1 protein-coding gene is annotated in these 1,105 nt (G+C 77.1%); it reads left to right on the top strand.

Translation table 11 applies throughout. From position 1 onward, the window contains the following. On the top strand, positions 1 to 1,105 hold a 1,105-nt coding region (locus SSQG_RS04270), incomplete at both ends, for a beta-ketoacyl reductase (RefSeq protein WP_158680997.1).

Here is a 1,105-nt window from a genome sequence, read left to right as displayed (position 1 = left end):
GCGGAGGCGCCCGAGCGGATCGTCCTCGTCGACGCCGCTGTGGACGGCGCACCGTCCGGTGCGCTCCTGAACGCGGTACTCGCCTCCGGCGAGCCGCAGGCGGCGCTGCGCGACGACACGGTCCTGCTGCCCCGGCTGCACCGCACCACGCCGCAAGACCTGGAGGTGCGGACTGCGGGCCACACCCCGGCGGACACCGCCACCACCGGCGACGCCACCACCGGCGACGCCCCCGCCTTCGGTGCCCAGGGCACCGTCCTCGTCACGGGCGCGGGCGGCGCCCTGGCCGCACAGGTCACCCGGCACCTGGTGACCGGGCACGGGGTGACGCGGCTGCTCCTGCTCGACCGGCGCGACGAGGAGTCCTGGCTCGACCCGGAACTCCCCGCGCGGCTGCGGGAGTCGGGCGCCGAGGTCACCGTGGCCCGGTGCGACGCGGCCGACCGGGACGCCCTCGCGGCCGTCCTCGCCGGCGTCCCCGAGGAGCACCCACTGACGGCGGTCGTGCACCTGGCCGGGATCGTACGCAACGCCCTGCTGCCCACGCTGGCCCCGGACGAGCTGACGGCCGTGCTGCGGGCCAAGGCGGACGCCGCCTGGCACCTGCACGACCTGACCCGGGAGCGGAATCTGTCGGTGTTCGTGCTCTTCTCGTCCCACACCGGCGTCATCGGCGGGCCCGGCCAGGCCAACTACGCGGCGGCCGGCGCCTTCCTCGACGGCCTCGCGCACCACCGGGCGGCCCACGGACTGCCCGCCACCTCCGTGGCATGGGGTCTGTGGGACGTCGACGGCGGCATCAACGCGGACCTCGACGAGAGGGACCGCAACCGGTACCGGCGCGAGGGCTTCCGGCCGGTGGCACCGGACGAGGGGGCGCGACTCCTGGACGCCGCGCTGCGCATGGACGCTCCCGCACTGGTGGGCCTGCCCGTGGAGCCCGCGGTCCTGCGGGCGGGCGGCCTGGTATCCGCCGTACTGAGCACCCTCGCCGGAGTGGTCAAGCGGCGCGGCGCCACGGCCGCCGGCGCCGGGGACGGCGGGCTGGCCGGCCGGCTCGCCGGCCTCGACGCCGAGGAGCGCCGGGAGACAGTCCTCGCCCTCG

Origin of the sequence: Streptomyces viridochromogenes DSM 40736 (assembly GCF_000158955.1) — a bacterium.
Lineage (GTDB): Bacteria > Actinomycetota > Actinomycetes > Streptomycetales > Streptomycetaceae > Streptomyces > Streptomyces venetus.
Note: the sequence above shows the minus strand (reverse complement) of the source record. Positions and strands in the feature narration are given on the sequence as shown.